General features: G+C 60.7%; 1 protein-coding gene. It reads right to left on the bottom strand.

The genetic code is table 11. The annotated features are described in order from the left end of the window. A partial coding sequence (locus tag ACPYOJ_RS36405; RefSeq protein WP_481420543.1) for an aconitase family protein occupies positions 1 to 242 on the bottom strand: 242 nt, incomplete at both ends.

Genomic DNA, 242 nt, shown 5'->3' with positions numbered 1-242 from the left:
ATAAGAGACAGCCTCAGGCAGCAGCATCGAGACCGACTGGCCGAGCATGGCGGCTTCAGCTTCGATACCACCAACGCCCCAGCCGAGAACGCCTAGACCGTTGATCATCGTCGTGTGCGAATCGGTGCCGACGCAGGTGTCCGGATAAGCAATCGTGTCGCCATCCTCTTCCTTCGTCCAGACGGTCTGGCCGAGGCATTCGATGTTGACCTGGTGACAGATGCCGGTGCCCGGAGGAACGC

The sequence above is a fragment of the Rhizobium sp. SVR5-9E genome, from assembly GCF_056755095.1.
This window is presented reverse-complemented; position numbering and strand designations above follow the sequence as displayed.